The organism is Pristimantibacillus sp. PTI5, assembly GCF_048572955.1.
Lineage (GTDB): Bacteria > Bacillota > Bacilli > Paenibacillales > Paenibacillaceae > Pristimantibacillus.
The window spans coordinates 1,202,391-1,227,072 of sequence record NZ_CP183886.1; the positions used below are offsets into that span (position 1 = coordinate 1,202,391).

Below are 24,682 nucleotides of genomic sequence, written 5' to 3' on the forward strand. Positions count from 1 at the left end.
CATTAGCCTTCCTTAGGCGTATTCCTGCATTCCTTTATCTTTCAGCATCTTGACGATTTCCTTAACCTCCTGCGCCTTATCCTTGGCGCAAATCAGGAGAGCATCCTTAGTATCCGCTATAATTAGCCCATCGATTCCGATGGTCGTTATGAGCCGGTCTTCTCCATAAATGATAGAGTTACGCGTATCAATGCCGAGGTAGTTTGCTTTGACGATATTACCATGCTCATCTGGCGGGAATATGGCTCCGAGGGCATCCCAGCTGCCAATATCATTCCATCCGAAATCGCCCTCAATCACGACGACCTCGTCGCTTCTCTCTAAAATTCCGTAATCAATCGAAATGTTTTGTAACAACGGATAGATTTCATTGATCATTTCTTCTTCACGACCGGTGCCCAAATATTCTATTAAAGGCATCATCGTTTTATAAAGTCTCGGAAGAAATCTTTTGAAATTGTCAATTATACAAGACGTTTTCCATATAAACATGCCGCTGTTCCATAAGTAATGGCCGGATTGCAGATAGGACTGCGCCTTTAAGAAATTTGGCTTTTCCACGAATTCAGCGACTTCATACACGCTGCAGGGTTTTGTTAGGGCCGGTTCGCTTCGGTATGAAATATATCCGTAGCCGGTCGACGGGAAGGTAGGCTTAATGCCTATCGTAACGATTTTATCAGTCTTCATGGCTATATCGCAGGCATCTTCCAACGTTTTCTTGAATTTTTCTTCTTCCGTAATATGATGATCCGAAGGAAACACAACCATCAATGAATCCCCATGGTTTTTCTCGATAAATAATGCTGCCAGCAGAATGCTGGCTGCCGTATTTTTGGCTACAGGCTCTACTAAAATATTTACGTGCTGAACGCTCTTATGCATAATGCTTTCTAGTAACACCGCTTGCGAGCGGTTGGTCACTACAATCGTGTTTTCCAACGGGATAACCCCGTTAAATCTTTCAATCGTGTCATTGAGCATAATATCGTTGCCACTGATATTAATCAGTTGTTTCGGAAGCTCCTGACGGGATAATGGCCAAAAACGGGTTCCGCCACCGCCGGCTAGAATCGCTGCAAATTTATTCATGATGCATCACCATATGAGCCATGCAATAAGAGACGATATTCTCAGACCCTTGATTTAGATTTAACCCGACAGCATGTATGCCATCGTAACAGGCACCGCTTTGAGCATCTATCAATGATTCATTTAGCGAATTACGGCCATGGAACCATTCATAGCAGGTAGATGCGTGAACGAGATACGTATGGTTCCCTAAGATTTTATAAGCGGCAAAGCAGGCCAGTAGCATCTCGGAGGCCTCTATAGGTTGTTCATCATACAAGGCTGCCTCACCGCCCCGTTCAAGCCAGCCATGACTGCCGACGGGCTTAAAATAACCTTCCTTCGAGAACGTGATTGATGCAAGAAAGTCGAGGCTTTCCTTAGCCGTTTGCCGATATTGTTCGGTATGTGAGAAATTCGAAGCTTTGAGAAGTGCCCAAGGAAGCATCGCATTTCCGTATGTTATGCTATTTTCAAACCAATGCCAGCCATTCCCTTTATTGCTTTCATACTGCGTATGCAGGCGCATTGCTAATTCCTTAACCAGCAGTTCGATCTCTGCCCGCGGCAGAAATGAAGGGTCATCCGATTCCTTGCCCGGGTAAGGAAAGCTGTAGCTCAGAGCATCCGGTGTTTCCAGCATCGAAGTTAATCCAATGAGCGCATAGGCCATCGCTCTCGGCGAGCCGAGACTCCTTAATCTCGGAAGAGCTTGATTAATCATATATCTGCATGTATTCCTCAAATTATCAGGTACCGCGGATTCCGCAAGCGTGAAACCGAGCGCCCACAAACAACGTCCTAAGCAATCCTCAGAACCCGTTTTTTCAATAAACATGCGGTTGTAGTCCATAAAATTCCGAAAGCTTCCTTCTTCGTTTTGAGCATGGTGGATAAAAGCCAAGTAGGTGCGAATGAGATTCAAGGATTCCGCATCTTTTCTACTTTTGTACAGCATGACCGCTGCAATCAGAGCTCGCGCGTTGTCGTCAGAGGTATACCCCTTATTTCTGTCGGGTATACCGAATTTCGTATGCTGAAAGATTCCCGTATCATCTGTCAGCCTTTTCAAATAATCCGACAGGAACGGCCGCGTCATCGATTGGACCATTATACAGCGCTCCCTTTTAAAGCATAGCTTTGGGCAATGATTTCACGGAAAAGAACAGCATACGACTTCGCTACTTCATTCCACATCATCGTGCTCCCGAGAGCAAGGGTTCTGTTCTCCATCTCTGTTTTCAACTCCGGATGGTCTAGGACATTTACGATATGATTTTGCAACGAGACCGCATCACGGAAATCCGCAAGCAAGCCGCGGCCGTCAGCCAGCATCTCAACGGCGTAACGGTACGGCGTCGAAATAATAACCCTTCCGTAACCAATTCCGAACGCAAGCGTTCCGCTAACCGCCTGATCCTTTCCTAAGTAGGGGGTCATATAGATGTCAGAAAGCACAAGCGAATGTACGACCTCCTCCTGCGACAAATGCCTGTCGACAAACGCAACATGCTGCTCTAAGCCAAGCCTTGATACAAGGTCAACCAACTTCTGTCTGTACACTTCCCCAACCTCTTGTTTAACAACGGGATGCGTCTTTCCCCAAATGATATAAAGGGCATCCGGATGCTTCGCTGCAACGCCGCTCATTGCCTCTATGGCGTATTCAATTCCTTTCCCCGGGCTTAAAAAACCGAAGGTGGATAGAATCTGACGATTGGAATAGCCGTAACGCTTCTTAAGTTCTGTACGGGACTCCGCAGCTACGACAGGTACGCCATGATGATACATTTCGATTTTGTCGCGGTCTATGCCATAAATCTCGTGCAAATCCTGTATTTTATTTTGTGCCATCGTAATCGCCTTGAAGCTCAAATCTGCCAGCCGCTTCATAATGGAGAGCTGTAGAACGCTCGGTTCGGACAACACGGTGTGGAAAATGACGATAAACGGGATCGTAAGCTTCTCCGCCAACTCTAAAATGTATTCCCCGCTTTCTCCGCCGTAGATGCCAAACTCATGCTGTATGACTAATAATTCGATGTTTGATTGATTGAGCTCTACCGCTGTTTTAGCGTAATCCGAACGGTTTTGCTGGCCAATCTGCCCCATAACCTGATTGCCGTAAACATAGGCTTTATTATTGTTAACCGCAATCATCCGAGGTTTATTAAAGTCTTGTATTCGTTCAATCTCATTCATCATATCTTGCGAAAAGGTAGCTAGGCCGCATTCTCTTGGCAAACTCGTTCCGAGGAAAGCTACATTATGTTTTATTGATCCCTTTTTCAAAGTAATCACTCCCATATTTTATATTTTCTTACATTCGGATATAAAAAAAAGAAATAAAGATGTCTTTATTTCTCATGCGTTCCTTATGCATTTGGCTGATGGTGATCATCGAAATGGTTTTTTTTGCAGCTAATGGTTGCTGCTTCCGCTCCTGTCTGCTCCCTAAACCTTAACACGACCATATTTTCTTGTCAATGAAGCCAATATCCGGTATCTCATTTGACAATGACGGAACTTGTGATAAAATTAACATATGACAAGAAAATATGGTCGTTAGCAGACTGATTAGACATTCCATTGCTAATCAGTCTTTTTTATTGTCAGCTTCAAAGCAACCCATTCGATTAGGAGGCAACATTAATGAGCAATTCTATCCAGTTAAGCGAACGGGTCAATCAAACAAAGTCACAAATTAACGCACTAAGAAAGCAAGGCCAGGTTCCTGCCATCGTGTATGGCAAGGATGTTGGCAGCATCTCAGTCATCGTAGGCGAAAAGGATATCCTTTCAGCAATAAAGCACAATCAGCGGGCCATTCTAATTGCCGCAATTCCGGCTCAAGGAAATAAGCCTGTATTGATTCAAAACATTCAAAGAGATCCGATCAGCAATAAAATCGTACATGTCGATTTTCATCAATTGAATATGAATGAGAGCATGGATTCTAAAGTAACGATTCACTTCACCGGCGACCCGGCGGGTGTTAAAGAAGGCGGCATTATTCAAATAGAAATGTACGAGGTTGAGGTACGCTGCATGCCGGATAACCTGCTAAGCGCATTTGAGGTTGATATTAGCGGACTTGGAATCGGCGATCATCTGCATGTCTCCGATCTTGCTTTCCATGAGGGAATAGAGGTTCTATCCGATCCTAGCTCGATGCTTATCAAAATCTCACAAGCACATGCGGAAGAAGTAGCTGCTTCAGCGTAAGCTTCATATAAATAACAAGGGAACCCTATACAGGATGTACAGGGTTCCCTTTTATTTGTTTGGATCCTCGTCATCATGGATGACAACGATAAAATGTCCTGGACTTACATTAAAGTACTTGCAGAGCCTCCATATCAGATCTCGCGGATATTGTACCATCTCATCCTTGTACATCTTCCGTACCGAATCAAAATGGTAATCGATATCCTTGGCAAGCTGCCTTATCGATAAGGTTGGATCCTTTGCCCTCATGATTTCCTTTAAATTACTGTGAACCCCCGGCATGGCTGCACCTCCATTCCATAAATATATAACGGCATGAACTTATTATCAACTGCTCCTCTTTCTGCACTAATTTAACCGTATGTATATACCAAACCACACAAAAAAACGACTCTATAGCTAGAGCCGTAAAGTTTATAAAGTTTGGTGCGGTAGACAGGATTTGAACCTGCACGTCCATTGGACACTACCCCCTCAAGATAGCGTGTCTGCCGTTCCACCACTACCGCACATTTGAAGGATCTTAATGCTCCCACTCGAATTGACATGCTGAGCAAATGGTGAGCCATGAAGGACTCGAACCTTCGACACCCTGATTAAAAGTCAGGTGCTCTACCAACTGAGCTAATGGCTCTCGGTGTGACTGCCAGCGAGCTCATTAGAGCTGGTACACTTTGAGAATAAATGGTGACCCGTAGGGGACTCGAACCCCTGTTACCTCCGTGAAAGGGAGGTGTCTTAACCACTTGACCAACGGGCCGTTCTTACATAAACGCGATGTTGTCTAAGACAACAAAAATGATTATATCAGCTTATTCGCCAAAGTACAAGCATTTTTTTTACAAGCTTTTGTGCCGGAAAAAATCGATTAAGCTTCAATCGTCTCGGCTTTAAAAACGTTATCCAACTTGTCCTCAGGCGTGAGTCTTTTCTTCAAAGGAACCTTTACGTCTCTTCCCAGTTCTTTAAAGAAAGTTTCTACATCGCATTCGATTTTGTCTACGTATACCGACAATGTGCCTTTTTCGATAATGGCTTCATTTCCTTCGGCAGGTACCGTTACTTCGATCGAATATTTCTTCATCAATGTGTTGCTGTACCGTGCAAAAATCTCAAGCAATTCCTCGTTATTGAATTTCCCAATCGCCGCTTGTCCCTTGTTCGTAAAGTTTAAGTTTATTTTCATGTTTACAGCTCCTCATCTCTAATGATGCATCTGTTTGGACGGTTCGAGTAACTTATAACGAAAAAACCACTCTCTAGTCAGATTTTATGATCTGAATATAAAGTGGCATCATCTATCAGAAAAGTGCACTAAAAATGACACCTTCTAAGTTCACCTATATACATCGGCAAGAAGTAAGTTATGGTGCGGTAGACAGGATTTGAACCTGCACGTCCATGGGACACTACCCCCTCAAGATAGCGTGTCTGCCGTTCCACCACTACCGCACATTTATAAGTTGACATCCTTCACTCCCATTGCTTAGTCCTGCTAAGAAATGGTGAGCCATGAAGGACTCGAACCTTCGACACCCTGATTAAAAGTCAGGTGCTCTACCAACTGAGCTAATGGCTCTCGCTGTCAAAACAATCGAGCTCCGTAGAGCTATTTCACTTTGAGAAAATGGTGACCCGTAGGGGACTCGAACCCCTGTTACCTCCGTGAAAGGGAGGTGTCTTAACCACTTGACCAACGGGCCGTGTTAATCACTTCAATAAAGATTTTCCACCATTTGCAACCTCATTGGCAAATAAAAAAGACCGGATGAACGGTCTTGCCGTTGCAAACTCTTGTGGAAAAAATTGTGGCGGAGAGAGAGGGATTCGAACCCTCGCACCACTTACGCAGTCTAACCCCTTAGCAGAGGGTCCCCTTGAGCCACTTGGGTATCTCTCCAAATCTGGCTCCCCGAACAGGACTCGAACCTGTGACAACTCGATTAACAGTCGAGTGCTCTACCAACTGAGCTATCAGGGAAAAGTAAAAGTGACAAGTAATAATATATCATGTAGCTGTTTTATTGTCAATCAAATTCATCAGTAATTTTCCGCGGCATTTCCCGCACGCATATTTGACCGGGTCAACTTTGCGCTTCCGCAAATATTCCATCCCGCATTTGGTGCAAATGAGCTTATATCGAAAAGGCTGCTGCTTGCGCTGCGCGCGTTCAGGAAGCGACTGGCAATAGCGCGAACCGCCGACATGGGCAAGCAGTTGTTTGAAATCGGCGTCCCGATGCTGATATCCCCGCTTCATAATGTGCAGATGGTAATGACAAAGCTCATGCTTGATAATTTTCTCGGTTTCCTCGGGTCCAAAGGCCGCGAGCTGGTGCGGACTGATCTCAATATTGTGCGAGCGTGTAAAGTAACGTCCTCCCGTTGCCTTCAGGCGTGAGTTAAATGTTGCAACATGTAAAAACGGACGACCGAAAAAGGTCATTGAAAGCTGCTCGACCCATTGCTGCAAAGCCTCATTATTCATTGATTATTCTCCCCCAACTACTTGAATTTTAAAGCCGCGATAGGCTACACTGTCAAGTAGGAATTATTAAATACGCAGAAAATCCGCAAAAGAAACACGGCAGCATACCGAGGGGAGACCAATATTAATTATGGCAACAATGCGCTATGTCTTATTGAAACAAAATGACGGCATTCTTTTTGTCGAAATGCCCGAATCGCACGCTTATCAGCTGAGCGCGCTCAATCTTCGGCTTCACAAAGAAATCGATAAATTGACGGCTGAACATGTACCGAGCCTGCCTTACGCGGTTGCGGAGTGCAATGACGTCGAGTTGCATGATTCGTCCATCCGCATCGTATCCGGACTCGATTACATTAACAGCCTTGAGAAGGATTTTGCGGGCGTGCAGGAGAAATCCTATCCGCTGATTTCCCTTTTGACGGAAATACGCGCTTTGCAAGCCCAGCTCGAGCAGTGGTATGAGGAATACGAAGAAGAACAGAGCAATTAGTTTGGACCTGCACGGACACTCGCCCTTCCCCATATTGTAATATTACAACAAGTTAGGCCCCGGGAGGAGGACGATACGTATGCCGCAGTGGCTGTGCAACCAACTGATGCGCGCTTTTCAGAAAAAAGACCGCCGACAAATCAAGCTGCTTAATGACTGCTGGTATTTCTACCGTAATAAACAAAGTCCGAAGGAAGAAAGCAACGATACCGTATTTCAATAATTGCACTTCGGATCACATAATCGCGATCGGCAGTCGGACTTCTGGGATGACCCGTTCCGCGGTGAAATATAAGCAGGGTTAGAAAAGAGCGCTCATAACTACTTATATTGAATACAATAAAACCGGCCCCCCGTCAAAGGAGAGGCCGGTTTATTTATGTTTTCTTATATTTAAATTAAAACTTATTGAAAGAAGCAATATCGTCAAGCGACAAACGCGTTGTTGGATGACCTTCTGTGGCTGCTTTGCCAATCGGAAGCATCAAAGTCGGCAAAAAGCGGTCCGAGATATTAAACAATTCTTTTACTTGATCGCGGTTATAGCCGCCCATTGGCACGGTATCGTAACCTTTTGCACGGGCAGTCAGCATAATTTGCATCGCCACAAGGCCCGTATCGAACACAACGATTTCTTTCAGACGCTCGGCAGGAAGACCTGAATACATCTTAGTGGAGTTGGCGATGAAGTTATCCGCAACTTCCTGGGTCATATATCCGGCTTCAACTGAAGCGCCATAGATTTTGTCGGACAAGCTGTACATTTCCAAATCGCCAAGCACGATTACAATTGCGGATGCTTCGGCCACTTGTTGTTGATTAAATGCGATGGGTTGCAATTTCTGCTTCAGCTCAGGGTCCGTCACGATAAGGAAACGCCAAGGCTGCATGTTTGAAGAAGAAGGAGCTTTTGTAGCAATTTCCAAAATCTCAAGAATTTCAGCTTCCGAAATCACGACACTGCTGTCATATTTCCGTACCGAACGGCGGCTGTTTAGCACTTCGAAAAAACCCGCAGCGGATTGCTCGTTTGTTTGAAAAGCGACTTGCGAATCGATTTGCGTTGATGACATTATAATTCCCTCCAAAAGATTATTTTTATCTGTGCAAAATTCAACTCAGTTAAAACCAAATTTTTACTGTGCGTAGATCCGCACAGTTAATGTCTGAATAACTGTATTATTTATATACACAGTATAGTTCGTGCATTTGTTTTTGTCAATCGACTAAGTTTAAATCAAATGACTCACGAATTGGAACAGGATATCGTTTTTTCCGCAAGCTGTGCAATCGTATACTGCTTCAGCGTTTCAATCGTATTTTGCTCAATTTCATTCGCAATATCCACAAAGGCTGATTTCATGCTTAGCTCCGAATCTTGGCTGCCTATCGTTTCCAGCATCCCGCTGCAAAGAGGTTCTCCAACCTTTAGGGCAATATAAACCTCGGCAAGCGTGATCGTCTCGGGCGGACGTTTAAGCCTATAGCCTCCGTCACGGCCTTCCCTCGTTTCGATAATCTGCCCTCCGGACAGTTTGGCAAGCACTCTCCGAAGCTGCGTAGCTTCTGAATTCAAACAATCGGCAATGGCTGCGCTTGGATAGATGTCTGACTTTCGCGATAAAACCACGAGCGCCTGCAGGGCGAGCCCGAACCATTTTGGATGAGCGGTACCGATGGTTTTGTCTGCTTTCACAGCCATCTCACTCCTTTTGTAGGGTAGTTTTCGATGCCTATGCTCTATTATGAGTATAAAGGGTTTGCCTCATAACAAGCAAACCCTTTGGTTGAATGTATTAATTAGGTTTGCGCATCGTCAAGCTTACGCGGCCCTTTTTTTGATCTACGCTAAGTACCCAGACCGTAACCGTATCGCCTACGGAAACAACATCCATCGGACGTTTGACGAATTTATCGCTCAATTGCGAGATATGAACGAGTCCGTCATTTTTGATGCCGATATCAACAAACGCGCCAAAGTCGATCACGTTGCGAACCGTTCCATGAAGCTCCATTCCCGGGGACAAATCCTCGATGTTCAATACATCCGTATGGAAAATCGGAGGCGGCAGCTCTTCCCTCGGATCACGTCCCGGTCTAAGCAAGCTGTCCATAATGTCCCGAAGCGTAGGCACGCCCACGCCGAGCGTCGGGGCTACGCGTTCGGCATCAAGCTCAGCCAGCTTCGCCTTAAGCTCATCAGAGCCCAGCTGCTTCAACGAAAGACCAAGCTCGTTGAACAGCTTGTCTACTACCTCGTAGGACTCTGGATGAATAGGCGTGCTGTCGAGCGGATTGACCGGCTCGGCAATTCTCAAAAATCCGATGCATTGCTCATAGGACTTCGCGCCAAGCCTAGGCACCTTCTGAAGCTGGGCCCGCTTGACAAACCGACCGTTCTCGTCACGGTATTTTACAATGTTTTTCGCGATCGTTGCATTTATACCCGCCACATAGGAGAGCAGCGAAGCCGATGCCGTATTAACATCCACGCCGACATGGTTAACCGCGGATTCCACGACCCCGCCCAACGTTTCATCCAGCCGCTTCTGACTGACGTCATGCTGATATTGCCCGACTCCAATTGCCTTCGGCTCGATTTTAACGAGCTCAGCAAGCGGGTCCTGCAGCCTGCGGGCAATTGACACCGCGCTGCGTTCCGCCACGTCAAGGGACGGAAACTCCTCTTGAGCAAGCTTAGAGGCCGAATAGACGCTTGCGCCGGCTTCATTAACTATAATGTACTTCAGCTCCGGTCCGCCCGCACCCGCCGCTTTGCGCTTTCCTATTAAGGAAGCGATAAACTGCTCTGTCTCACGCGATGCGGTTCCGTTGCCGATAACGATCAATTCCACTTTATACTTGTCGATTAAACCGTTAATCAGCTTCTCGGCTTCAGCTACCTTGTTGTTCGGAGGAGTGGGATAAGAAACCGCGACCTCCAGCAGTTTTCCGATATCGTCAATGACGGCAAGCTTGCAGCCCGTGCGGAAAGCAGGGTCCACGCCAAGCACGATATTTCCCCTAACAGGCGGCTGCAGGAGCAGATTGCGCAAATTTTCGGAGAAAATCGAAATCGCATGCTCCTCTGCTTTCTCCGTAAGCTCTCCGCGCACCTCACGCTCTATTGACGGCGAAATCAGACGCTTGTACGAATCCTCGATCACGGCTGTCAGCACATCGCGTACAGGCTGAGCTGTACCGTTTCGGAGTACCTTGCGCTGGATATGCTCATGAATCCGCTCCGAAGGCACGTCGAAGGTGACGCGCAGCACATCCTCGCGCTCAGCTCGGTTAATCGCCAGCACGCGATGCGGGGGAAGCTTCCGGACCGGCTCTTGGTAGCTGTAGTACATTTCATAAACCGATTCTTCCGCCGCGTTTTTTGCTTCTGTTTTCATTAGCGCCTGATCGAAAGTGAATTTTCGTACCCAAGCGCGAATAGAAGCATCGTCCGCCAAGTTCTCGGCGATGATATCCATTGCGCCGTTTAAGGCATCTTGGGCAGTGGGCACGCTTTTCTCATCGTTCACATAGCGGGCTGCTTCGGCAAGCGGATCTCCGCTGCGAGGCTGCGACCACAGCCACACGGATAAAGGCTCCAGGCCCCTCTCCTTTGCTACGCTGGCTCTTGTTTTGCGTTTTTGCCGATAAGGACGGTAAAGATCCTCGATTTCCTGCAGCTTCACCGACTTGTTGATATCCGCGCGCAGCGTTTCCGTAAGCTTGCCCTGCTCATCAATAAGACGGATAACCTCACGCTTTCGCTCTTCCAGGTTTCGCATGTATTGCAGCTTTTCTTCAATCGATCTCAAATCGTTTTCATCGAGCTCGCCGGTCATTTCCTTACGGTACCGGGCGATAAACGGGATCGTATTGCCTTCGTCAAGCAAGCTTACTGCCGATTTCACCTTTGTTACAGGGATCGATAGCTGCGCGGCAATGCCGGCTATAATCCGCTGGCTTTCGACTGCCTTCTGTTCCGCCGTCAGCTTCGATTTCCCTGCGCTCTCTTCTGAATTATCTATGAAATGCTGAACCTTTGTATCCGCCAAACGTCATGCCCCTTTCTTATGCATCATGCTCCCGTATAGGGATTATTCGCCATTTCAAAGCCAATCGTCGTACGTCCGCCATGGCCGGGATACACAATGACATCCGGGCTTAGCTTGTACAGCTTCAAACGGATAGAATCATACAAATCCCTTTCGCGTCCGCCTGGCAGGTCTGTCCGGCCAACCGACATTTTGAACAGTACATCGCCTGAGAAAAGATGGTTGCCGCACAAGAAGCTGACGCTGCCGGGCGAATGTCCCGGCGTATGCATAACACGGAAGGATAAACCAAGCAGCTTCAGCGTTTGGCCTTCTGCCAACGCGTATTCAGCAGGATCAGTTGAGAGAGGAGGCGTGACATCCTGCCATCTCATTGAACCGTTTTTGCGAGGATCGGTTAGCCAATCTGCCTCTAGATCATGTATGTAGACCGGGCAGCCAGCGGCTTTGCGAAGCTCATCAACGCCGCCCATGTGGTCAAAATGGGCATGTGTCAGCAAAATAGCCTCCACCTTAACGCCCTCCAGCCGCTCCAGCAGCTTCTTTGGATTCATGCCCGGATCGATAACGATAGCCCGCTCCAAAGGCTTATCGCCTTCGTTAGCCGCCGGTTCGGTCACGGAAATCAAATAGGCATTGGTTTGTATAGGGCCTAGTGTAAATGTCTCAATTCGCATATTTATACTCATAACCTTCTTAAAACGACTCCAACAAAGTGCGGAGCTCCTTCACGATCACGGATTGGTAGGCCGTTCCGTCGCCGTAGCGGCGCCCGATTTCTTGCCTTGTTACGGCAAGCTTCTCTTGATAATCCGCTGCCTCGCGGTCAGGGTTTTCCTGTTTGAAAGCAATCATCGCTTCCTGCACATGACTAGGACGCGGACCCCATTGCCCAAGAACCGCTCCGCCGGTATCCGCAACAATAACGACAGGGACGGAACGCCCGCCCATGGTCAAGAACTGATCCATCGTATCCAGATGCTCTTCCATGATAAGCACCTCTGTCGGAACTCCGCTATTCTCAAGCGCTTTAAAAACGACAGGGATGTTGCGGACGACATCGCCGCACCAATCAGCCATCAAGATCAACACGCGAAGATCGTCACGGTTGTTCAGCGACTCGAAATACTCCTTGTCGCTCTCATCTGTCCATGCGAATTTTTCGGACCAATCCAGAAATTGCTCTTTGTTTTTGGTCATGCGGTCAATAAATTGCTGCGGGCTAATGCCTTTGCCGAGCTTGTCTGCTATGCTTTTGCTCATCGAAATCCCTCTTTCATCTTTTTATTTAAAGGCTGCTCAAAATATTAAGGATGCTTTCTTCGATCATTATACCGATTTGCGGCGCGAGCGTACAAATTTAAAGAGGACGTATACGATCATTAGCGCAATCGCGATTAAAATGGCAGGCTGAACATAAGGAGCCGCTTTTTCGTCGATTTTATCCCAATTCTCGCCAAGCGTGCTTCCTAAATACACGAACAAAATGGACCATGGCAGGGATGCCAGCGCCGTAAGAAGCGTAAATAAAGCAAAGTTCATGCGCGCCATGCCGGCAGGGATAGAAATAACCTGTCTCATGACGGGTACAAAGCGTGCCGTGAACACGATTCCCGCTCCATACTTGATAAACCATTTTTCAGAAATATCGACATGTTTCTGTTTGATTTTGATATACTTCCCGTATTTCTCCACGATCGGTCTTCCGCCATAACGGCCAATCCAATATAAAATCCAGTTTTGTCCGATCGCTCCAAGCGTACCGAACAGAACGGCTCCCCAGAAGCTGATTTTACCTTGCGATACGAGGTAACCTCCAAAGCCCAATACGATTTCACTCGGAATAACCTCAATTAATAGTCCGATTAAAATACCGAAATACCCTAAGCTCTCCACCCATTGCAGCACGCCATCCAATAACTCATGAATAAAATCCATTCCCGTTCTCAATCCGCCTTCCTTAATAAAATATGGCTTTCTCTTGCAAACTCCTGCGCTGAAGCTATTCTAACATACGATAAGGACAGCCTTCCACTTTTGTCATGTGCTGACAAGCCCCGGCATAGACTAGCCTTAAATGATACGAATGGATGAGGTGAGCGTTTCATGGCCAAAGTTTTTATTGTGAGCAAAAGGCAGATTCAGTTGTTTATCGTTGTGGCCGTCTTAATCATTTTAACCAGTGTTTACTTAAGCTGGGACCGATCGCGAGAGGTTAATGCGCAGGCAGTTGAGCCGCGGATTTTCCAGCTTGTGACCGGAGAATACAGCACAAAAACCGACGACGGCAAGGAACTGGAGGTATACCGCTGGGATCCCGGCACGATTGTCGTAAACAAAGGAGAGCCCGTCGAGCTTCACATTACCGGAGTGAACGGAAACAGCCATCCCTTCGTCGTTGAAGAGCTTGGCATCCGCGGCGAAGTGACCAAAGGAAAAACAACCATTGTTCGGTTCACCGCAGACAAAGCCGGGACTTATCCCATTGTATGCTTGACCCATACCGATATGCGTCACGGCGGTCCAATGGTCGGGTACATCATCGTCAACGATTAAGCGAACCAGCATCCCTTAAGATTGTGACCTACTCCTGCCTATCCGCATACATATGGGATAGAGAGAGGAGTCGGTTTAAAATGAAAGCAAACACGCCAAAGCATACTGCCGGCTATCCATCCGCCCGCAAAATTCGCAGAGCCTGCAGCAATGAATTATACCGCACCATCAAGCGGATGAAGATCTGGGTATCGAAGGACAAAATAGATCAAGCTGAGGCCGTTTATTTTAAAAAAGTGATTCTCAACCTGAAATGGATCGTCGAAAACGAGAGCAACCGCAAGGTACAATCCGATTGGTGGGACGAAAACGTCAGCGCCGAAATTGCGGAGCTATGGGAAGTTGACCGGGACCAGCTGTGCGCCGCATTCCGGGAAGCATATGGAGGCTAAGCTGCTCGTAAAAAACCTGGCTGCCGGATGGGCAGCCAGGTTTTTTTGTGTTCACGATGCTAGATAAATTCGACATCTAGTTTGTCCTGCATATTAGCCAAACGAATCAGAATGATGCTGGCCTGTGCTTTTGTGACAGGGGCTTTGGGATTAAACTTCCCCCCTGTTGGCGTAAGCAAGCCCATTTTTATAGCGAGGGCAACTGCCCCTTTATTTTGAATCGAGGCCGCATCCTTGAGGGATGAAACGCTTTGATCCTTGACCATAAAGGAGGAAAGCTTATCATAATCGAGCATTTGCATAAGCAGAAGCGCGAGCTGATCCCTCGTTAATATTTTTTCAGCATCAATTTCCGTAATCGTTGATTCATCGACCCAGCCCATCTCGTGAAATAACTCCAATGCCGAAAGGTACGGCGATTCCTCGTCTCCAAATTCCGATTCGTATAAATACTCATCGCTATACTCGTAATTAAGCCCCATGCTGAGAATAACCATTGTCATCCATTCGTCGATGGTAAGTTCCGCATCGGGATGCAGAAGACCGCTTTCGTCCGCCTCCAGTATCCCAAATTCAACTATAACGTTCAGCTGTTTGTTCGCCCAATGCTTGTCAATATCGATAGGCTTTTTCTTGGTAAACTTGTCATCGGCTGCTTCCTCCGGAAAAGTCCGTTCCAGCTTCCCTGTTGTAGCATCGACGATGTAATCTTCCAAAGAATTTTCTATTAACGGGTAATAAACCAGCGTTGCTTCGTTTGCCCGGTTTTCATCTTCTTCGTTGTTAAGCACATTTAAATGGACATACATTAAATCTAAACCAAGCGCTCCGTTATAAGCCGACAATGCCTTCTCGTACGGAACGTTCTGCTTTATTCCGGCCAGCTTTTTCTCCAGTTCCTGAGAGTCAGCCATTGAACCGTTATAGTCCCATATGTCACCGTTTCCAGTAAATACTACTGATATGTAGTTATCGAGCACTGGAGTATCTTTATAAAAATAGTTAAATCTATAAGAATAATAGGTCTGTCCATTCGTTGTGAAAGTAGATTCTCTATTTTCGATTCGTAAGTACTTAGATGCATCAGTATAATTCGCAAGTACCAGATCAATCGCTTTTTGCCTAGCTGCCTTCTCTGTGAGCAAAACCTTTTCAGGCTCGCTTATTTCTGATTCATTGAAGGAAGGCATACTCCTGACCAGCTCAATAAGCTCGCCCGTATCGGCGTCAACGGCTGCACTAATACTTTGCGGATAAGAATATTCGCCGCCAAAAGTGGTCCAATTAAATTTCCATACCGCTCGCTCGGTACCTTTCCAGGCTTCATTCAGCTTACTTTGACCTCGTATCGTTTTTTCGGGAATGGAGAAATAACCGGTGACGACCGCGAGGGCTTCCTGCTCGTCCAAAGGCTCTCCTGAATGCCGGTTAATCGTCTTGGCAGGCAGCAACGAAAAACCCTGCTTAGAAGAATTTTTCGAAAAACTCCAATAGTCGACCGATTCACCTGTCTTCGCATCTATAAACGGAAGTTCGTTAACCAATCTATACGCTAATCGGTAATTGTTTAATGCCATGTTATCAAAATCGTAGTCCTCGTCATATATGGGCATATAATAGAGCTCAAGTTCCGCTTCTTCTTTAAAATGCAGCAATGCCTGCTCTTCCGTTACCTTCTTATCTGGAGCTGGATAGTTATTCAGGCCTAGATCGGCTTCATACGAAATGACTTCCCCGTTTCCGTTTAACGTAACCGCAACATATTCGCTATCGGTTAAATAACCGTTAACCTTAACTTCATACTCAAAGGAATAAAGAACAGGATAAAACAAGGAAGATTCAAAGCCATCGCCTTCGATTGAATACTCAATCAGCGCATTTTCTTTAATAGTCGGCACTGCTTTCATAATAAACTGCTTAGCGAGCTTACTTGCTTGTCCTTCCGTCACCTTTGTGGGGTAGCTGGCCTTCGCAAGGGCAGCGGCGGAATTATAATATCTGGCAATGTTACCGTTACGCCCATTTACGGCCACACTAATTTCGGATTTTTTCGCTTGCGATTCAAGCTGCCAGGTGATTATCCATAATGCATCCCCGGGCACTAAAACATCCTTTTCAAGCATCGCATTTGATAATTTTCCTTTTTTCAGCTCCGGGAACTTTTCTAAAGCTACGCTGATTGCCTGCTCTTCTGAAAGTTCCGCCATATCCGCTGCCGCTTGTTCTACTTCTACCGGAGACGCCTTCTGTTCCGCTGCAGCGGCATCTGCTGCCTGCCCCAGCACCAAGCCGTTCAGCAGCGCCAGCGAAAGCACTAACCCCATCACTCCTTTAAACCATCTGAACTCTCTAAAACCGCGTTTTCCCCCAAAACCCATGAAACCCATCGCCCTCTCTGAAATCCAGTACTTTCTTCCTACAGGCGCAACGATTGCCGCCATTCTTCATTTTAGGTTAAAATTTCATATTTTTCCATAAAAAAAGCCGAACAGACCATGCAGTATGCATGGTCCATTCGGCTTTTCACCCTTTTTATGCCTTACTTATCGATTTCCTTCAAACGGTCTACGGACACGGTTTTCGTATTGACAGGGTTGTTGTTAACCATAACCGTCGCCATTCCATTCGCTTCATCAATATTTTCAATCCACACGGAATCCTCGTCCAGCATGACCGCAAAGGTCTGCTCCGATTCATAAATCTGCCTTGCGCGGGCTGTATCCATTAATAAGCACCTCCTTTGCATTTGTGAAACTAAGGCTTCAACAGTACTTAGTTATTTTGATTCTTGTTCCATCGTGTCGGTCGTTGATTCGTCAATAAGGCCATTTTGGAGCGTGACATTGCCGCCGCCCAATCCTTCGTTTACCATTCTGTCGATATCCATAAAATAATCATCTCGGCCCTCATGCTTAGGTTCCGCCGCTGCTTGTTTCGGATCATTATTTGCTTCGTTCATCTTCATTTCCCTCCCCGGATTTTTGCAACTGCTTAACCAATCACTCGAAAGCCTTGACGGCTCCTTGTTTAAGCCATCTCAAAAAATATGCCCGAAAACGCGGATTAACATGCATCCGTTAGAGCAGCGGGGATAACATACGAAACAAAGCCTCGGCCAGCTTTTGACGATACGGCCGGCGGATGAATTCCCTCTGGTCCAGCTCTCTGCTGTGCTTTAAATCCTCTATGAAATCGGCCTCCAGCCGTTTAATCGTCCCTTGGTCAAAAAGCACCGCATTCAGCTCAAAATTGCTGAGCAAGCTTCGCATATCCACGTTTGCCGTCCCGACCGTTGCTAGCATTTGGTCAACGATCATCACTTTAGCGTGGATAAACCCCTTTTGATAACGATATACCTTCACGCCCGCATCCAGCATTTCCTGAATATATGACAAGGTTGCCAAGAGCACCAGCTTGGAATCGCCAATTCCAGGGATGATTAACCTCACATCGACGCCGCCGAGCGCAGCCGTCCTTAGCCCCATCATTAAGCTGGGATCAGGAATAAAATACGGCGTGGCAATATAAATTCTGGAGGATGCCGCATTGATCGCCGCAAACATCACCTCAACGATTTGATGATTATGCTGGCCCGGCTTGCTTGAAACAATCAGAACATGCTCATTCCCCTTGGCTGTATGCTTAGGCATATAGACCTGGCCAGACAGCTCCTCACTCGCCGCAAAAGCCCAATCATTCATGAAAATTTCCTGCAAGTAGTATACGGAATCGCCCATGAGCTGCAGATGCGTATCCCGCCAAAATCCTAGCTTCTGGTTTTTCCCTAAATATTCGTCTCCAATATTAATGCCCCCGACGAAACCAACCTTACCGTCAACGACAACGATCTTGCGATGATTGCGGTAATTTAGTTTTCTGTCGAATAAAGCAATCCGCGGCGGCAAAAAACAGCTTGTCTGCACGCCTGCGCGGCGCAGATCTTCAACATAGGCATCACTTAAATGCATGCTGCCTATTCCGTCGTAAACGACACGCACCTCAATGCCTTCCCTCGCTTTCCGCGTGAGCACCTCTAAAAATCGTTTGCCGACGTCATCATCCCTAATCGTATAATAGTCCATATGTATATGATGCTCAGCAAGCTCGAGCTGGCCAAGTATCGCTTCAAAGGTCTCATGGCCGTTCGTCAAGATCCGTGTTTCATTGTTGCGGGTGATCGGAAAGGGAACAAGGCCAGTAAGCATCGTATACAGCTTTTCTTGAATTATAAACTGTTCGTTTCCGAGCTGCTCCGCCGATATAGACTTCTCCGAAATTTCATTCGCGTAACGTACTGTCTCTTCCTTGAATCGTTCTATCCGTTTTCTTTTTACGTAATCCTTGCCGAGTAAGAGATAAGCGATAAAACCGATGAACGGGCATGCAAAAACGATTAAAAGCCATGCGGTCAGCTGTGCCGGACGCCGATGCTCCATAATAAAAACAGCGGCTATTTGCACAATATAAACGACAAGCGCCGAAGTGAGCAAAATGGACCACATCGTTCATTACACCTCGTTTCCTCCTAGCCAGACGTCCTGACAAGTGTCTCTAGTTTGAACGGGCGCATTGAAACGTATACTTCATTAAATAAAAAAAGCCCCGCTGATTCATAAGAATCAGAAGGGCTTACCATTGTGTTATGCGGATGCTTATTGCTTCATTGCAACTCCCGGGGATTGCTGCTCAATTTGTGTCAGGATTAGCCGATGCATACTTAGCCTTCTCGTAATAAATGCGGGAAGGAGACGGTAATGCATGCCCAGCTTGTAACCAAGCAGCTTCGCGGCAGATTCCGCAGCAAGCTTCGGTATAAGCTTCCATTGACGGGTGAGGTGCAGCTCTTTCAGCTGCAGCTTAACAAGATTCGAACCTGCCTTGCCGACTGCGCTGTAAGGCGTAATCCAGGTATTGCAGCGCATGGAGATTCCGTTATCGAAATACCGTTTAAATTGCTCCGCAACGGAATAGTCATGGGAATGAAAAACAGCTGCCTCGGCGCAATAAGCTACCTGATAGCCGCTCAAAATACATTTTGCTGACATAAATAAATCCTCGTTAAAAATAACCGGCTCCTGAAAACAGCCCATCGCTTCAAAAACCTCGCGCCGTATGGCCGAACAAACATTGGAGCAAAAAAACGTTTTTAGCCCAAGACGATCCAGATCCTCATAGGACTTCAATTGGGACTCAGCCGGATAGTTGTGCTGCCTAGCGAGACGCTCCAGTTCATTCGCGCCTGCTCTCGGTAGCTGTCTGGCATACGCATAAACAGCCTTATCCTCAGTAAGGAGAGGCCTCGTCAGCTCCTCAACAAGCTTATCGTCATACGGCAGCGCATCCTGTGTCATAAACATCAAAATATCGCCCTTGGCTTGCTGCGCAGCCCGGTTGCGGGTACCGCCGTGATCAAACTCGCTTCGCGGCACGTGGAGCACTCGTACGCCAGCCATAAGCGCCAGCTCAGCCGTTCCGTCATCCGAGCAGGAATCGATAACGATAATTTCGTAAGGCTGGAGAGACTGCTGCTGCAGCCTCTTAATTAATTCATTTAGATCAGGTCCTGCATTTAATGTAGGAATAATAACGGAAACTCGGCAAGCTTCGTGGCTGTTAATAAGCATTTTTGTTAATCAGGCCCTTCAGAACCGTTTTGAAAATAATTTTGATATCAAAGAAAAACGTCCAGTTCTCGATATAGAAAATATCAAAAATAATACGGTCTTTGATTGACGTGTCGCCTCTTAGACCATTCGTTTGCGCCCAGCCGGTTATCCCAGGCCTGATCTGATGCTTGATCATATACTTTGGAATTTCTTCTTTGAACTGATGCACGAAGTAGGGACGCTCAGGACGCGGTCCTACAACGCTCATGTGTCCAAGCAGCACATTGAAAAACTGCGGAAGCTCATCTAGGCTCGTACGACGAAGGAAGCTGCCGAATTTGGTACGGCGCGGATCATTCTGAACCGTCCACTGCGTATCCGATACCCTATCCGTCGATACATGCATGGAGCGGAATTTAAACATATAAAAGGTCTTTCGGTCCAGTCCCATTCGCTCCTGCTTGAACAAAATCGGACCGGGAGAAGTCAGCTTAAGACCTATAACGGCAAACAACATAATCGGCGAGGTAACGATGATCGCCGCTATTGAAAAAGCGATATCGAACCACCGTTTCAGTATGCGGTTACTTAGTTCATCCAGCGGAATATCCCTCACGTTAATAAGCGGGATACCTGCAAAGTTATCAAAGAAAGGCCGCGCTGGCAGCAGATCAAAGAAATCCGGAATGATAAGCGTCTTTACGCCGGTCCGCTCGCACACTTCTATAATCTCGGCATATTTCGCGTGCGCCTCGAGCGGCAGCGCAATGATGACTTCATCAATCGGCGCTTTCTCGAGCTTCATTCTTAAATCATTGATCATGCCGATAATCGGCTTCATATGCTGATGCTCCGGCGTATGCTCCGTTTGATAGTCGTCCAAAAAGCCGACTACCTCATAGCCGAGATCAGGATGCTGCTGCAAATTGCTATAAAAGCTGCGGCCGACGGAGCCGGCCCCGACAATAAGGACAAACCTTTTATTAAAGCCTTTGCGGCGGAAGGATGCGAGGATCGATTTCACCCCATAACGGTACGCCGAAATCGCTATAAAATTCATGACGAAAAAGATCGCGAGAAATTCCCGGGAAATATGTACTTCTCGAGTGAAATACAACATACTCATGAGACCAAGGAAGCTTATCGTTTGAATCTGAAAGATTTTCCAAATGTCATAAGAATAGTTTTTTCGGCGCTTAGGTGAATAGAACTGAAGATAGAAACCGATAAGAATCGCCGAAAACGAATAAATCGTACCCCAAAGCAAATAGGTAGAGAAAGGCAAAGTTTTTATATTAGGCAATATATTACTGTAGAATTTCAACCAATATGCAGCAAGAAACACAAGCAAAGCACATAAAAGATCTGCCAGCATGTATAACTGTGTAAGGAAGCGTTGGTTCTGTCGAAGCATTTTGCTGATTTCACCCACGTTTCATTAAAATTCGACTCTATTAGCATTTTATCAAAATCCTTAATAGGTTTACATCCCTCATTGGGCTTAAAAATATGAAGTTATGTGTATAAATGTTAAAATCCAAAAAAGGGCTTCCACGGACCGTGTTCAGTCCAGCGGAACCCCGTTTATCGTTGATTTTAATTTTTCAAATAATGATGGAGAGCTTCTCTCCATGGACGAAGCAGTTTTAAACCATTGATCCTTATTCCGCTTTGATCCATCACCGAATATGCAGGTCTTGGGGCTGGACGAGGAAACTCTGCCGTAGTACAAGGAATTACAAGGGTATTGTGCCCGCACTCCTCGAATATCGCTTGAGCAAACTCGAACCATGTGCAACTCCCTGCATTAGAAGCATGATAAATCCCATAATAATCGGTCGAAACCAGTTCAATTAAGAAAGCAGCTAAGTCATACGTATAAGTTGGGGAGCCAAGCTGGTCTGAGACCACCCTTAGTTCATCTTTTTGCTCTGCCAGCTTTAGCATTGTATTTACAAAGTTGTTACCATATTTACCGAATACCCATGAGGTACGCACAATATAATAACGGTCATGCATCGTTTGTACGGCTTTCTCGCCTGCAAGCTTGGATTTCCCATACACGGTAAGGGGATTCGTATTGTCATATTCGCGATAAGGAGTGGTGCTCGTTCCATCAAAAACGTAGTCCGTGCTAATATAACAAAGCTTTGCTCCTACTTCTCTAGCAGCTACCGCAACGTTTCGCGTGCCTGCCAAATTTACACGAAATGCTTCATCAGGATCTGATTCAGCCTGGTCGACTGCCGTATACGCTGCGCAATGAATGACGATGTCTGGGCTGTAAAGTGAAAATATGCTGCGGCAAGCAGATAAATTCTTGATATCCAGAATATCTCTGCTAAGTCCGATAATCTCCGCAGATTCGGTCAACCAATGCGTTAATTCTTTGCCTAGTTGTCCGTTTGCACCCGTTACGATTATTTTCAGCCTAGCCATTTATTCTTTCGCCTCCAAACGCTCCTTATATTGCGTATCGTAATATAGCTTATACGAGCCTGAAGCGATCTGGTCCATCCATTCTTTATTGCTGAGGTACCATTGAATCGTTTCTTTCATTCCGTTGTCATAGTCATACTTAGGCTGCCAGCCAAGCTCATTACGGATTTTATCAGCATCGATCGCATAGCGAAGATCATGTCCCAGACGGTCTTGTACATGCTTAATGAGTGACTCCGGTTTGCCTAGTTCTGCAAGAATCGTACGTACCACCTCAAGGTTGTTGCGTTCATTTCGGCCTCCGACGTTGTATACTTCCCCAGCGCGACCTTTATGAAGCACAAGGTCAATAGCACTGCAATGATCCTCTACGAAAAGCCAGTCGCGAACATTCATTCCATTTCCGTATACGGGTAGAGGTTTATCTTGCAGTGCATTATGGATCATTAATGGAATGAGCTTCTCAGGGAACTGGTAAGGACCGTAGTTGTTTGAACAGCGGGTAATATTAACATTCAGGCCAAATGTTTCATGATAAGCGCGTACGAGCAGATCTGCGCCTGCTTTGCTGGCTGAGTAAGGGCTATTTGGAGAAAGAGGAGTTTGCTCCGTAAAAAGGCCCGTTTCGCCTAATGTGCCATACACCTCATCCGTTGATACTTGAACGAATTTATTTACATTATATTGTTTAGACAGCTCAAGCAGCGTTTGCGTTCCAAGAATATTCGTACGGACAAAAATATCCGGATGCAAGATACTGCGATCCACATGGGATTCCGCCGCGAAGTTAATAACGCCATCAATACCCGCAGCAAACAACGGATCAAGAGCCTCCCGGTCTGTAATATCCGCTTTTACGAATCTATAATTAGGATGCTTCTCCGCAGTTCGTAAATTTTCGAGATTGCCGGCATACGTAAGTACGTCAACATTTATAATCTCGTAAGCGGGATAATTGTTAATCATGAATAAAACAAAGTTGCTGCCAATAAACCCGGCACCGCCGGTTATTAATAATCTCACGCGAATAACTCACCCTTCGTAAATAAAATTAATCTCTGCATCAGCTAGAATAGGATGCTTCGTATCCTTCTCTGACAATATTGGATTGGAAGTCGGCCAATCGATAGATAGCGCAGGATCATTCCACAAAATCCCTCTATCATTTTCTGGGGAATACAAGGAATCCACTTTATATTGAACCTCGCTATTAGGAACGAGCGTGCAAAATCCATGTGCAAATCCCTGCGGAACTAATAGCTGTCTCTTATTTGCAGCGCTTAGAATAAAACCCTGCCATTGACCAAATGTAGGCGATCCATGACGAATATCGACTACGACATCATATATCGCGCCTGCAGTAACCCGGACTAATTTAGTTTGTGCTTTAGGATTTAGCTGGTAATGCATACCGCGCAGCACCCCGGCTTCCACGGATAATGAATGATTGTCTTGAATAAATTTGAATGCTATTCCGTTTGCATTAGCGACTGCTTCATTATAACTTTCCATAAAAAAACCGCGATGATCACTAAATACCGATGGTTCTAACAGCTTGATTCCTGGCAGCCTCGTATCTGATACTTTCATAGGACACCTACTTTTACAATTTAAGTTTTCCGAACTCATCTCCGAAAGTAAGCTCTTTTGCAAGTTCATTCGCTTTTGTCAAAGACACATGCGTCCCTGCATCCGTCCACCAGCCATGTAAAATATCAAATGATAATTCATTGGATTCAATATAGCTGTTATTTACATCCGTTATTTCTAATTCGCCACGCCCTGAAGGTTTCAAGCTTTTAACAATGTCGAACACCTTACTATCATACATATATATTCCTGTTACGGCGAAGTTGCTTTTAGGTTTATGCGGTTTTTCCTCAATAGAAATAATTCTGTTACCATGAAGCTCAGGTACCCCGTATCGCTGCGGATCATGTACTTCTTGAATGAGAATCTTCGCGCCTTTTCCTTGCATTTTGAAATTTGCAGTAAACGAAACAATGCTGTCTTCAAATACATTATCACCAAGAATAACCACCATCTGGTCACCGTTAACAAAGTTTTCAGCTAGTCCAAGGGCTTGTGCAATCCCGCCTGCTTCATCTTGAACTTTATACGTAAAGTTTACTCCGAACTCATTTCCGCTTCCAAGTAAATTAACGACATCCCCCATATGCTCTTTTCCCGTAACAATTAAAATATCACTTATATCTGCCTCTTTAAGCTTATAAATTGAATGAAATATCATAGGATATTTCCCTACCGGCAACAAATGCTTATTTGTTACCTTTGTTAAAGGAAATAATCTTGATCCTGTACCTCCAGCTAAAATGACGCCTTTCATTTTTTCA

The 24,682-nt window shown here is 46.0% G+C and carries 27 protein-coding genes and 8 tRNA genes; 5 read left to right on the forward strand and 30 right to left on the reverse strand.

The features are described from left to right. Positions 1 to 12 precede the first annotated feature (12 nt). The 3 genes from ACN6MW_RS05570 to ACN6MW_RS05580 are packed head-to-tail and all read right to left on the reverse strand — an operon-like array spanning position 13 to position 3,363. On the reverse strand, positions 13 to 1,092 hold the full coding sequence (locus ACN6MW_RS05570; RefSeq protein WP_419874573.1) for a mannose-1-phosphate guanylyltransferase: 1,080 nt from the start codon (positions 1,090 to 1,092) through the stop codon (positions 13 to 15). Then, positions 1,085 to 2,182: a glycosyltransferase gene (locus ACN6MW_RS05575; RefSeq protein WP_419874574.1), complete on the reverse strand. Its 1,098-nt coding sequence runs from the start codon at positions 2,180 to 2,182 to the stop codon at positions 1,085 to 1,087. Before ACN6MW_RS05575 ends, ACN6MW_RS05570 begins: the two co-directional genes overlap by 8 nt. Beyond that, positions 2,182 to 3,363, reverse strand: coding sequence for a glycosyltransferase family 4 protein (locus tag ACN6MW_RS05580; RefSeq protein WP_419874575.1), 1,182 nt, complete (start codon positions 3,361 to 3,363; stop codon positions 2,182 to 2,184). The genes ACN6MW_RS05575 and ACN6MW_RS05580 overlap by 1 nt, the downstream gene beginning before the upstream one ends. Positions 3,364 to 3,723: 360 nt before the next feature. Here ACN6MW_RS05580 and ACN6MW_RS05585 point away from each other — a divergent pair, with 360 nt between their 5' ends. After that, positions 3,724 to 4,296, forward strand: coding sequence for a 50S ribosomal protein L25 (locus ACN6MW_RS05585; protein WP_419874576.1), 573 nt, complete (start codon positions 3,724 to 3,726; stop codon positions 4,294 to 4,296). A 51-nt stretch (positions 4,297 to 4,347) separates the two neighbouring features. On the opposite strand, the gene ACN6MW_RS05590 is transcribed toward ACN6MW_RS05585, so the two are convergent. The 11 genes from ACN6MW_RS05590 to ACN6MW_RS05640 all read right to left on the reverse strand — a co-directional run bounded on the left by ACN6MW_RS05590 (position 4,348) and on the right by ACN6MW_RS05640 (position 6,787). Further along, positions 4,348 to 4,581, reverse strand: coding sequence for a helix-turn-helix domain-containing protein (locus ACN6MW_RS05590; RefSeq protein WP_364146686.1), 234 nt, complete (start codon positions 4,579 to 4,581; stop codon positions 4,348 to 4,350). Positions 4,582 to 4,723: 142 nt separating this feature from the next. Continuing rightward, positions 4,724 to 4,808: transfer RNA gene (locus tag ACN6MW_RS05595), tRNA-Leu, on the reverse strand. Positions 4,809 to 4,857: 49 nt separating this feature from the next. Then, a tRNA-Lys gene (locus ACN6MW_RS05600) sits at positions 4,858 to 4,933 on the reverse strand. Between the two features lie 51 nt (positions 4,934 to 4,984). Beyond that, positions 4,985 to 5,059, reverse strand: a tRNA-Glu gene (locus ACN6MW_RS05605). A gap of 108 nt (positions 5,060 to 5,167) precedes the next feature. Continuing rightward, positions 5,168 to 5,485: a hypothetical protein gene (locus ACN6MW_RS05610; RefSeq protein WP_364146515.1), complete on the reverse strand. Its 318-nt coding sequence runs from the start codon at positions 5,483 to 5,485 to the stop codon at positions 5,168 to 5,170. Positions 5,486 to 5,666: 181 nt separating this feature from the next. Further along, positions 5,667 to 5,751, reverse strand: a tRNA-Leu gene (locus ACN6MW_RS05615). Positions 5,752 to 5,802: 51 nt separating this feature from the next. Then, positions 5,803 to 5,878 (reverse strand) — tRNA-Lys (locus ACN6MW_RS05620). Between the two features lie 49 nt (positions 5,879 to 5,927). After that, a tRNA-Glu gene (locus tag ACN6MW_RS05625) sits at positions 5,928 to 6,002 on the reverse strand. Between the two features lie 106 nt (positions 6,003 to 6,108). Next, a tRNA-Ser gene (locus ACN6MW_RS05630) sits at positions 6,109 to 6,199 on the reverse strand. A gap of 5 nt (positions 6,200 to 6,204) precedes the next feature. Next, positions 6,205 to 6,280, reverse strand: a tRNA-Asn gene (locus ACN6MW_RS05635). 27 nt (positions 6,281 to 6,307) lie between these two features. Next, positions 6,308 to 6,787 (reverse strand): SprT family protein, encoded by a 480-nt coding sequence (locus ACN6MW_RS05640; RefSeq protein ID WP_419874577.1) that lies wholly within the window; start codon positions 6,785 to 6,787, stop codon positions 6,308 to 6,310. Positions 6,788 to 6,917: 130 nt separating this feature from the next. Between ACN6MW_RS05640 and ACN6MW_RS05645 the strand changes: the two genes are divergently transcribed. Both ACN6MW_RS05645 and cmpA read left to right on the forward strand, forming a co-directional pair. Continuing rightward, positions 6,918 to 7,280, forward strand: a complete 363-nt coding sequence (locus ACN6MW_RS05645; protein ID WP_364146512.1) for a hydrolase/acyltransferase — start codon at positions 6,918 to 6,920, stop codon at positions 7,278 to 7,280. Between the two features lie 79 nt (positions 7,281 to 7,359). Continuing rightward, complete coding sequence (gene cmpA, locus ACN6MW_RS05650; RefSeq protein WP_308994264.1) at positions 7,360 to 7,503, forward strand: cortex morphogenetic protein CmpA; 144 nt, start codon at positions 7,360 to 7,362, stop codon at positions 7,501 to 7,503. Between the two features lie 175 nt (positions 7,504 to 7,678). Here the strand turns inward: cmpA and ACN6MW_RS05655 are convergent, their stop codons facing one another. The 6 genes from ACN6MW_RS05655 to ACN6MW_RS05680 all read right to left on the reverse strand — a co-directional run bounded on the left by ACN6MW_RS05655 (position 7,679) and on the right by ACN6MW_RS05680 (position 13,273). After that, complete coding sequence (locus ACN6MW_RS05655) at positions 7,679 to 8,353, reverse strand: nitroreductase family protein (RefSeq protein WP_419874578.1); 675 nt, start codon at positions 8,351 to 8,353, stop codon at positions 7,679 to 7,681. Positions 8,354 to 8,526: 173 nt separating this feature from the next. Beyond that, on the reverse strand, positions 8,527 to 8,976 hold the full coding sequence (locus ACN6MW_RS05660; protein WP_419874579.1) for an RrF2 family transcriptional regulator: 450 nt from the start codon (positions 8,974 to 8,976) through the stop codon (positions 8,527 to 8,529). Between the two features lie 100 nt (positions 8,977 to 9,076). Next, positions 9,077 to 11,335, reverse strand: a complete 2,259-nt coding sequence (locus ACN6MW_RS05665) for a Tex family protein (RefSeq protein ID WP_419874580.1) — start codon at positions 11,333 to 11,335, stop codon at positions 9,077 to 9,079. Between the two features lie 23 nt (positions 11,336 to 11,358). Beyond that, positions 11,359 to 12,018, reverse strand: a complete 660-nt coding sequence (locus ACN6MW_RS05670; RefSeq protein WP_419876278.1) for an MBL fold metallo-hydrolase — start codon at positions 12,016 to 12,018, stop codon at positions 11,359 to 11,361. Positions 12,019 to 12,031: 13 nt separating this feature from the next. Then, positions 12,032 to 12,598: a thioredoxin family protein gene (locus ACN6MW_RS05675; RefSeq protein WP_419874581.1), complete on the reverse strand. Its 567-nt coding sequence runs from the start codon at positions 12,596 to 12,598 to the stop codon at positions 12,032 to 12,034. Between the two features lie 66 nt (positions 12,599 to 12,664). Continuing rightward, positions 12,665 to 13,273, reverse strand: a complete 609-nt coding sequence (locus tag ACN6MW_RS05680; protein WP_364147323.1) for a DedA family protein — start codon at positions 13,271 to 13,273, stop codon at positions 12,665 to 12,667. A gap of 168 nt (positions 13,274 to 13,441) precedes the next feature. On the opposite strand from ACN6MW_RS05680, the gene ACN6MW_RS05685 reads away from it, so the two are divergent. Further along, on the forward strand, positions 13,442 to 13,891 hold the full coding sequence (locus ACN6MW_RS05685) for a cupredoxin domain-containing protein (protein WP_419874582.1): 450 nt from the start codon (positions 13,442 to 13,444) through the stop codon (positions 13,889 to 13,891). 80 nt (positions 13,892 to 13,971) lie between these two features. Beyond that, positions 13,972 to 14,283, forward strand: a complete 312-nt coding sequence (locus tag ACN6MW_RS05690; RefSeq protein ID WP_419874583.1) for a dehydrogenase — start codon at positions 13,972 to 13,974, stop codon at positions 14,281 to 14,283. Between the two features lie 59 nt (positions 14,284 to 14,342). Here ACN6MW_RS05690 and ACN6MW_RS05695 read toward each other — a convergent pair whose 3' ends face one another. From ACN6MW_RS05695 to ACN6MW_RS05740, 10 genes are all read right to left on the reverse strand, one after another. Next, positions 14,343 to 16,607 (reverse strand): YcdB/YcdC domain-containing protein, encoded by a 2,265-nt coding sequence (locus tag ACN6MW_RS05695; protein ID WP_419874584.1) that lies wholly within the window; start codon positions 16,605 to 16,607, stop codon positions 14,343 to 14,345. Between the two features lie 215 nt (positions 16,608 to 16,822). Next, positions 16,823 to 17,008 carry an H-type small acid-soluble spore protein gene (locus ACN6MW_RS05700; RefSeq protein ID WP_364146497.1) on the reverse strand — a complete coding sequence of 62 codons (186 nt, stop codon included), beginning with the start codon at positions 17,006 to 17,008 and terminating at the stop codon, positions 16,823 to 16,825. Between the two features lie 51 nt (positions 17,009 to 17,059). Next, entirely contained in the window at positions 17,060 to 17,242 is a 183-nt protein-coding gene (locus ACN6MW_RS05705; RefSeq protein ID WP_364146495.1) for a hypothetical protein, read from the reverse strand. Between the two features lie 118 nt (positions 17,243 to 17,360). Beyond that, positions 17,361 to 18,785 carry a cardiolipin synthase gene (gene cls / locus ACN6MW_RS05710; RefSeq protein WP_419874585.1) on the reverse strand — a complete coding sequence of 475 codons (1,425 nt, stop codon included), beginning with the start codon at positions 18,783 to 18,785 and terminating at the stop codon, positions 17,361 to 17,363. Positions 18,786 to 18,935: 150 nt separating this feature from the next. After that, positions 18,936 to 19,907: a glycosyltransferase family 2 protein gene (locus ACN6MW_RS05715; RefSeq protein WP_419874586.1), complete on the reverse strand. Its 972-nt coding sequence runs from the start codon at positions 19,905 to 19,907 to the stop codon at positions 18,936 to 18,938. Next, positions 19,897 to 21,303 (reverse strand): undecaprenyl-phosphate glucose phosphotransferase, encoded by a 1,407-nt coding sequence (locus tag ACN6MW_RS05720; RefSeq protein ID WP_419874587.1) that lies wholly within the window; start codon positions 21,301 to 21,303, stop codon positions 19,897 to 19,899. Before ACN6MW_RS05720 ends, ACN6MW_RS05715 begins: the two co-directional genes overlap by 11 nt. 182 nt (positions 21,304 to 21,485) lie before the next feature. Next, complete coding sequence (gene rfbD, locus ACN6MW_RS05725) at positions 21,486 to 22,319, reverse strand: dTDP-4-dehydrorhamnose reductase (RefSeq protein WP_419876279.1); 834 nt, start codon at positions 22,317 to 22,319, stop codon at positions 21,486 to 21,488. A 9-nt stretch (positions 22,320 to 22,328) separates the two neighbouring features. After that, positions 22,329 to 23,351 (reverse strand): dTDP-glucose 4,6-dehydratase, encoded by a 1,023-nt coding sequence (rfbB, locus tag ACN6MW_RS05730; protein WP_419874588.1) that lies wholly within the window; start codon positions 23,349 to 23,351, stop codon positions 22,329 to 22,331. Positions 23,352 to 23,360: 9 nt separating this feature from the next. Continuing rightward, the gene (gene rfbC / locus ACN6MW_RS05735; protein ID WP_419874589.1) at positions 23,361 to 23,918 is read right to left on the reverse strand and encodes a dTDP-4-dehydrorhamnose 3,5-epimerase; all 558 of its coding nucleotides are present in this window, start codon (positions 23,916 to 23,918) and stop codon (positions 23,361 to 23,363) included. A gap of 13 nt (positions 23,919 to 23,931) precedes the next feature. Next, on the reverse strand, positions 23,932 to 24,675 hold the full coding sequence (locus tag ACN6MW_RS05740; protein ID WP_419874590.1) for a sugar phosphate nucleotidyltransferase: 744 nt from the start codon (positions 24,673 to 24,675) through the stop codon (positions 23,932 to 23,934). Positions 24,676 to 24,682 lie beyond the last annotated feature (7 nt).